Source organism: Protofrankia sp. Cr1 (assembly GCF_963555865.1).
GTDB lineage: Bacteria > Actinomycetota > Actinomycetes > Frankiales > Frankiaceae > Protofrankia.
Map to the genome: position 1 here is coordinate 15,702 of NZ_CAUVXO010000038.1, position 8,208 is coordinate 23,909.

At 68.1% G+C, this 8,208-nt stretch carries 7 protein-coding genes; 6 read left to right on the forward strand and 1 reads right to left on the reverse strand.

Annotation, left to right across the window (positions count from 1 at the left end):
• Positions 1 to 68: 68 nt before the first annotated feature.
• The 5 genes from U9980_RS05990 (at position 69) to holA (ending at position 5,456) form a co-directional block, all read left to right on the forward strand.
• Positions 69 to 701: a M50 family metallopeptidase gene (locus U9980_RS05990; protein WP_322767028.1), complete on the forward strand. Its 633-nt coding sequence runs from the start codon at positions 69 to 71 to the stop codon at positions 699 to 701.
• Between the two features lie 33 nt (positions 702 to 734).
• On the forward strand, positions 735 to 1,451 hold the full coding sequence (locus tag U9980_RS05995; protein ID WP_322767022.1) for an SOS response-associated peptidase: 717 nt from the start codon (positions 735 to 737) through the stop codon (positions 1,449 to 1,451).
• A 405-nt stretch (positions 1,452 to 1,856) separates the two neighbouring features.
• Entirely contained in the window at positions 1,857 to 2,819 is a 963-nt protein-coding gene (locus tag U9980_RS06000) for a ComEA family DNA-binding protein (protein WP_322767023.1), read from the forward strand.
• On the forward strand, positions 2,819 to 4,381 hold the full coding sequence (locus U9980_RS06005; protein ID WP_322767024.1) for a ComEC/Rec2 family competence protein: 1,563 nt from the start codon (positions 2,819 to 2,821) through the stop codon (positions 4,379 to 4,381). The genes U9980_RS06000 and U9980_RS06005 overlap by 1 nt, the downstream gene beginning before the upstream one ends.
• Positions 4,382 to 4,460: 79 nt before the next feature.
• Positions 4,461 to 5,456 (forward strand): DNA polymerase III subunit delta, encoded by a 996-nt coding sequence (gene holA, locus U9980_RS06010; protein ID WP_416210166.1) that lies wholly within the window; start codon positions 4,461 to 4,463, stop codon positions 5,454 to 5,456.
• A 148-nt stretch (positions 5,457 to 5,604) separates the two neighbouring features.
• Here holA and rpsT read toward each other — a convergent pair whose 3' ends face one another.
• Positions 5,605 to 5,874: a 30S ribosomal protein S20 gene (gene rpsT / locus U9980_RS06015; protein WP_322748161.1), complete on the reverse strand. Its 270-nt coding sequence runs from the start codon at positions 5,872 to 5,874 to the stop codon at positions 5,605 to 5,607.
• Between the two features lie 341 nt (positions 5,875 to 6,215).
• Here rpsT and lepA point away from each other — a divergent pair, with 341 nt between their 5' ends.
• Positions 6,216 to 8,126, forward strand: a complete 1,911-nt coding sequence (lepA, locus tag U9980_RS06020) for a translation elongation factor 4 (protein WP_416210165.1) — start codon at positions 6,216 to 6,218, stop codon at positions 8,124 to 8,126.
• Positions 8,127 to 8,208: the final 82 nt, after the last annotated feature.

The window sequence follows — 8,208 nt, forward strand, 5'->3', positions numbered from 1 at the left end:
GGAGACGTACGACGCCTGACGAGTGGACACAGTTGCTCACGTCCGGGGACCCGCCGCGATGGACAGCCATTGCCGGTGCCGCCGTCGCCCTTCTCGTGGTGCTCAACAATCGTCTGTGGCCGTTGGCCCGACATGTGATCACCATTGCGCACGAGGGTGGGCATGCGCTCGCAGCGGTCGGAAGCGGCCGGCGCGTCGGCGGGATCCGACTACATTCGGACACTTCCGGGGTGACCGTGTCGGCGGGTCGCCCGACCGGGCCGGGCGTCGTGATCACGGTTGCGGCCGGCTACATCACTCCGTCCATCCTTGGCCTTGGCGGTGCAGCCCTGCTGGCTGCCAACCAGGTGAGCCTGCTGTTGCGACTCAGTGTCGCCCTGCTGCTCGGAGTGTTGGTGGCCATCCGTAACGCGTTCGGCGTGTTGTCGATAGCGCTGAGCGCGGTGACGGTCATCGCCGTGTCGATGCTGGCGCCGTCGCCCTATCAGGAGGTGTTCGCAGCCTTTGTCACCTGGTTCCTCCTCATCGGCGGTGTGCGGCCGATCGTCGAGGTGCAACGGACCCGCCGTCGAGGCGCGCCGACATCGGACCCCGACCAGCTGGCGCGCCTGACCGGCGTGCCGGGCGTGGTCTGGGTGGCCTTTTTCGCGCTCGTGTCCGTGTTCTGTCTGGCTGTCTCGGTCGAGTGGCTGCTGCGGTGACGGCCGGGCCGTTGGCTGGCAGACTGTCATGGTGTGTGCGGTCGTTACGCCAATGCTCTGAGCGCGCGACAGCTGGCGGAGTCGTTCACGGCCCGTGATGAGACCGGTGGCGTCCAGCCGAACTTCAACGTGGCGCCGACCAGCGAGGTTCCGGTGGTTGTCGTCCCGCCCGAGCAGCCGGACGGGGGCGCGCGGCTGCGGATGGCTCGCTGGGGGCTGGTGCCGTCGTGGGCACGCGACAGTGCGATCGGTAACCGTCTGATCAATGCTCGGGCGGAGACGGTGGCCACCAAGCCCGCGTTCCGTGCCGCGCTGCGTGCCCGCCGCTGCCTGGTGCCGGCCACCGGTTACTACGAGTGGCATCGGGTGGACGGCGCCCGCCGTGGGCAGCCGTACCTGGTGCATCCGGGTGATGACGGGCCCGCCGCGCTCGCGGGCCTGTACGAGGTCTGGCAGCCACCGTCGGGCGCTGTACGTGCGACTTTCACCATCATCACCACCACCGCGGCCGGCGGCCTTGAGTTCCTGCATCCACGTTCGCCCGTGCTGCTGCCACGGGCGTCCTGGTCGCGCTGGCTCGACCCGCGCCTTGACGATCCGGCAGCCGTGACCGCAATGCTCGCGCCCGCGCCCGTGGGCATGTTGCGGGCGTACCCGGTCACCTCCCGAGTTGGGAACGTACGCAACAACGACCCGCACCTACTCGACCCGGTTGTCGGAGGCGACACCGACGAACTTCCGTTCGCCTGATTGCAGCCGACGCCGGGGGTGCGCATCCGGGCGGGCTGGTGTTGGTGGCAACCGTGGGGAGAATGTACGAACTGATTGATCAAAACCGGCGACCATACATCAACAATGATGCCGAAGATATCAGAAGCATTCGGCATCCGTGGTTTTCCTGTGGATAAAAGTCGGATATCCACAGGATGGCATCGAAGCGTGCCATCCATGACGGGGCGTTCTACTGTCGCGGACATGGCTGATCTTCCGTTCATTCGCGCTACCCGCACAGTCGGCATCCCCGCCGCACCCCGGCGCCGGTTGTCGACAATCCGCACCCTGGCCTCGCACGGACCGGACGGTTACCCACCGCTGAGTCCTTCCGAACGCTGCGACGTAGAACCGCCGACTGTTCCGACATGTTGGACGCCCGTCATGGGTGACCCTGGGTTCCCCGCGGCGGAGGGTGGTCACACCGACGCCTCGCAGCCGGCCGTGGGCGTTTCGGAGGTGCTGGAGCCGCAGCCGGTGATGTTCGACGTTGCGGCACCGTCGACGCCGTCCGGTGCGCTCGCCGGCGAGCACAACGAAGGTGACCTGTTCGACGAGCTGTCGCCCCAAGGCACCGCCGGTCGGCTTGTGCGGCAACCGGCTGCCCGGTCCGGTCCGCTGGGTCTTGCTGACCACCTGCCGCGGCTTCTGCGCGGCGGCCTGGTCGATCCAGCCATCCGCGGAGCGCTCCTGCTCGTGGTCGTGGCCCTGGCCGCGGCATTGACGGCTGGATGGTTTGCCTGGCGGAACAGACCGGTCTCCCTGATGGCTGTCTCCGCTGGGACGCCATCGGCGCGGGCCCAGGGGCATGTGCCGGCGGACGCTGACAGCGCCGGTTCGAAACCGGTGATCTGGTCATCGGCTGGCGCCACACATAGCCCGGCAGCACAAATTGTCGTTGAAGTGGTGGGCAAGGTGCACAGCCCCGGTGTCCTGACCGTGGCGGCTGGATCCCGGGTGGCGGACGCTCTTGCGCAAGCTGGCGGCGTGCTACCCGGGACGGATACGGCCGGTCTCGCGTTGGCGCGCCGCCTGGTGGACGGCGAACAGATCATGGTGGACGGCCGTCCCGGCCCGGCTCCTCCCGCGCCGGCCGGTGCCGGGACCGGCGGTGGCACCGGTGGGGGCACGGGATCGTCGGCGATCACGCCGGAAACACCGCTGAACCTCAATACCGCCACGGTCGACGCTCTCGACGGGTTGCCCGGGGTGGGGCCGGTGCTTGCCCAGCGGATCGTCGAGTGGCGCAAGGCCCATGGCACCTTCACCTCGCCCCACCAGCTGGGGGATGTGACCGGCGTCGGTGACCGGCGACTCGCCGATCTGCTGCCACTCATCACCGTCTGATGGCGGGTGATCGGCCCGATCGACCCGCCGACCTGCGGCTTGTCGGGCCGGCGCTCGCGGCCTGGGGCGGCGCGGCAGGCGCGGGCCTGACCGAGCCGGCCCCGGCCGTGCTGTTGATCGCCGCCCTCGTCCTCGGCGCGACACTGGTGTGTGCGGTCCTCCTGGTGCGGCGAACACACATCTGGCGGCCCGCGGCAACAGGGCTCGCTGTGCTGGCCTGCCTCGCCGCTGGGGTCCTCGCCGCGGGTATCGCGGCCCGTGGTCGCGTACACGGTCCACTTGCCGATCTTGATGGGATGCGAGCGGCCGCCACCATCGAAGGGACGCTCACCGGTGATCCGCGGGTGAGCCCTGGTGCCAACACTCAGCTGGTCATCGTCCCGCTGCGGGTCGAGCGCCTCACCGCGGCCGGGCGTGATCTTCGGCTGCGCCAGCCGATGCTCGTCCTGGCGACCGCGAGCGGTTGGGCGGGCCTGTTACCGAGTCAGCGGGTCCGTGCCGACGGCACGTTGGCGCCCCCACGCGCGGCTGACACTGTTGCGGCGGTCATCTTCGTCCGGGGCCCGCCGGTGGTGGTCGGCGGGCCGTCGATGGTGCAGGCAGCGGCAGCCCATCTGCGCCAGGGGCTTCGCGACGCGGTGTCGGGGTTGGACGGCCCGCGCCGAGGGCTGCTGCCGGGCCTGGTGGTGGGCGACACGGGCAATCTCGCCGAGGACGTCAAAAACAACTTCCGGGTCGCCGGAATGTCACATTTGGTGGCTGTGTCCGGGGCGAACTGCGCGATCGTCATCGCCGCAGCGACGATCCTCGTCCGGCGAAGTCGGTGTGGTCCGTGGCTGCGGGCTGGCTGGGTCGCACTGGCCCTACTCTGCTTCGTCGTACTGGCCCGACCGTCTCCCAGCGTCCTGCGGGCCGGTGTGATGGGGTTGATCGGGATTGTCGCGACGGGTGGTGGGCGGCAACGGGGGGCCATACCCGCGCTCTGCGCCACGGTGCTCATGCTGGTCCTCGTCAGTCCCGATCTCGCCCGCTCGGTTGGTTTCACTCTTTCGGTGTTCGCGACCGCAGGCCTGGTGATCCTGGCTCCAGGCTGGCGGGATGCGCTGTCACGACGGTTGCCCACGTGGTTGGCGGAGCTGCTCGCGGTCGCCATGGCGGCACATGTCGCCTGCTCGCCGGTGCTGGCCGCGATCGGCGGCGGCGTCAGCCTCGTCGCCATCCCGGCCAACATGCTCGCCGACTGCGCGGTGGCCCCGGCAACGATCCTTGGGGTGCTCGCCACGATGGCCGCAGTGTGCTGTATGCCGCTGGCCCGGCTGTTGGCCGCCCTCGCCGGCGTGCCATGCGAATGGCTGATCATGATTGCCGACATCGCCGCGCGGGCACCGGGAGCACAGATCGGTTGGCCGACCGGTCCACTCGGAGCCCTGGCCCTGGTCGCCGTCACCACGGCGACGCTCGGTGCGGTCCGCCGGCGCCGCGGACGCAGCCTTCTTGCTGCGGCAGCGATCGGAGCGGTGACCGTTGAGCTGATCGTCATGGTTCGGCCAGCCGGATCATGACCATCCACGGGATGATGGGCCGTCTGCGCGTCGGGTGCCCTTGACAAGGGCGTCGCGGGCCGCGGACCGCGCGCATGACATGCTCCCCAGCGTGTCGTCAACGTCCGCCCTGCCGCGGCTGGTCCTCATCGCCGGGGACGAGGAGCTGTTGGTCGCCCGGGGGATCCGCGACGTCGTGGACGCGGCTCGGGTCCACGATGCCCAGGTGGAGATTGTCGACCGGGCACCCGGCGAGTTGACCGACAGCGATGTGGTTGACCTGTCCAGCTCATCGATGTTCGGTGGGCTGCGCATCGTCGTGGTCCGCGGTGCGCAGGAGCTGGCGGACGATCTTCGGGACGCGCTGCTCGCCTACCTGGCCCGACCGCTGGACGACGTGGTCCTTGTCGTCGTGCACAGCGGTGCCGTGCGCAACCGCAAGCTGGCGGATGCGGTGAAGACGGCCGGCGGGCGGGTGATTCCGGCAGCGCGTATCACCCGTCCGCGCGACCGGCATGACTTCGTCGCGGCCGAGATCCGTCGGCTCGGCGGCCAGATCGGCTCGGGCGCGGTGAAGGCTCTGGTGGACGCTGTTGGTGGTGATCTGCGCGAACTCGCGGCCGTATGTGATCAATTGGTTACGGATTCAGGTGGGCTGGTCAATGAGGCGGTGGTAGCCCTCTATCACCGAGGCCGAGCAGAGGCAACCGGTTTCACGGTGGCGGACGCGGCGATCGCCGGAGACCTGGCGCAGGCTCTGACCGCGCTTCGCCAGACGCTGGGCAGCGGGGTTCCCCCGGTACTGGTGGTAAGCGCCGTCACCACGGGGCTACGGGATCTTGCTCGGGTTTCCGCCGCCGCCGGTGGCTCCGCCTGGGAGGTGGCCCGCGCCCTTGGGATGCCCGACTGGAAGGTCGAGCGCTCCCAACGGGCGGCCCAGGCGTGGAGTGATGCGGGGCTGGCGCGGGCGATGCGTGCCGCCGGCGCTGCGGATGCGGCTGTCAAGGGCGGCGCTGTTGATCCGGCTTACGGACTGGAACGCCTGGTCGCAGAGATCGTGGCGGCTCGTGGTCGCGCGACGGGAAGCCGCCGGTAACTCCGGGCACCGTGGCACCGTGGCACCTGACGACGAGGCGCCGGGTCGCGGGTCAACCGGACCGGTTGCGTGGGTTGCTCGGAGCCTGCGGCGTCCTATCCATGATCATCATGGCCCTGGCCGAACTGGCAAGCGGGTGGATGATCGCTCAGGCGTCGGTCAGGGATGCGTGCCGCGCGGCCATCGCCGACTTCTTGTTGGCAGCCTGATTGGCATGGATAACACCCTTGCTGACAGCCTTGTCAAGCTTGCGTGACGCGATGCGCAGCTCAAGGCCGGCACGGTCCGGGTCGCCTGCGTCCGCGGCTGCGCGGAAGCGACGGACGACCGTCTTCAGCTCGGATTTGACGGCCTTGTTGCGCAGCCGTCGCTTCTCGTTCGTGAGGTTGCGCTTGATCTGCGACTTGATGTTGGCCACGCGAAAGAACCCCTGGTCGTCGAATCGGCATGGACGGCGGTCGGGCACCGGTGTCGGTTCACCACCGCCGGGTGGTGTGCGTCCATCCCCCCGGGAGCCAAGCCACCGGGGAAACATCGGTAACCCTATCAAGGTTTCAACGAACCACTCGCGGGCGGGCACGGGCTCCGCTCGACCGCCCCCGAATCCCGGCGCCCCCCGAATCCCGGCGCGTGCGCAGTGCCGGCGCGTGCGCCTGCCGGCCCAGCACGACGGCGACCGCTGAGTGCGGGCACGATGAGCCTGGCACGATGGGGATGGACCCACGGTCTGTGCAGTCCCACAGTGGGTGCAGTCCCACGATGCGCAGGTCCATCCCGACGAAACGAGAAGACTCCCGCGTGCCCGCAGCTTCCGACCCTCGCCGTGTCAGCCAGGCTTCGGTTGACCAGGCGTCGATCCGCAACTTCTGCATCATCGCCCACATCGACCACGGCAAGTCAACCCTCGCTGACCGGATGCTTGGTGTGACCGGCGTGGTCGAGGCCCGCAACATGCGTGCTCAGTATCTGGATAAAATGGATATCGAGCGCGAGCGCGGGATCACGATCAAGGCACAGAGCGTCCGGCTGCCGTGGCAGGCCGATGACGGTCGTGACTACATCCTGCATCTGATCGACACTCCTGGTCACGTCGACTTCACCTATGAGGTGAGCCGCTCGCTGGCGGCATGCGAGGGCGCGGTGCTGCTGGTCGACGCGGCCCAGGGCATCGAGGCGCAGACCTTGGCGAACCTTTACCTGGCGCTCGAGAACGACCTTCAGATCATCCCCGTGCTCAACAAGATTGATCTTCCGGCCGCGCAGCCCGAGAAGTACGCGGCCGAACTTGCACAGATCATCGGCTGTGATCCTGATGATGTCCTGCGGGTATCGGGTAAGACCGGGCAGGGCGTGCCCGAGTTGCTCAATGAGATCGTCCGCCGGATCCCCGCGCCCATGGGCGACCCGGACGCTCCGGCTCGGGCCATGATCTTCGACAGTGTCTACGACAGCTATCGGGGCGTGATCACCTATGTGCGGGTGGTCGACGGTCGCCTGACCACCCGGGACCGTTGTCTGATGATGTCGACGCGGGCCAGCCATGAGACCCTCGAGGTCGGGGTGATCTCGCCGGACCCGATTCCACGCGACGGACTCTCCGCGGGGGAGGTCGGTTACCTCATCCCGGGTGTCAAGGACGTTCGACAGGCCCGCGTCGGGGACACCGTGACATCGGCGAATCGGCCGGCCGGGCAGGCGCTGGGTGGCTACCGTGATCCACGCCCGATGGTCTACAGCGGTTTGTATCCGCTTGACGGCAGTGAGTATCCGGCATTGCGCGAGGCTCTGGACAAACTGCAGCTCAACGACGCCGCGCTGACCTACGAGCCGGAGACGTCCGCGGCGTTGGGGTTCGGGTTCCGCTGCGGCTTTCTGGGGCTTCTCCATCTGGAGATCGTCCGGGAACGCCTCGAGCGGGAGTTCGGCCTCACGCTCATTTCGACCGCGCCGAACGTGGTCTACCGGGTGGTCATGGAGGATGGCAGCGAGGCTGTGGTCACGAATCCGAGCGACTGGCCGGCAGGAAAGATCAACGAGGTCTATGAGCCGGTCGTGGAGGCGATGGTGCTGCTGCCGTCGGACTTCGTGGGCCAGGTGATGGAGCTGTGTCAGGGGCGCCGCGGCACGTTGCGCGGGATGGACTACCTGTCCACCGACCGGGTGGAGCTCAAATACACACTGCCACTCGGTGAGATCATTTTTGACTTCTTCGACGCGCTGAAATCCCGTACCCGTGGTTATGCCAGCCTTGATTACGAACCCGCCGGCGAACAGGCATCCGACCTGGTGAAGGTCGACATCCTCCTCCAAGGCGAGGCCGTCGACGCGTTCTCCGCGATCGTACACAGGGACAAGGCGTACGGCTACGGCGTGGCCATGACCTCCCGGCTCCGGGAGCTGATCCCACGCCAGCAGTTCGAGGTGCCGATCCAAGCGGCGATCGGAAGTCGGATCATCGCCAGGGAGAACATCCGCGCGATTCGCAAGGACGTGCTGGCGAAGTGCTACGGCGGCGACATCACGCGTAAGCGCAAGCTGCTGGAGAAGCAGAAGGAGGGCAAGAAGAAGATGAAGACCATCGGTCGCGTCGAGGTCCCTCAGGAGGCTTTCATCGCGGCCCTGTCGACGGATTCCGCCAACGCAGCTAACACCCCGAAGACCACGAAGTAGGAGTGCGTGGCCCGCTGCCCGGACCTCATCGGTGCGACGAGGTCCGGGCGGACGCGATACGACGCGGTTGCGGGTCGGGCGG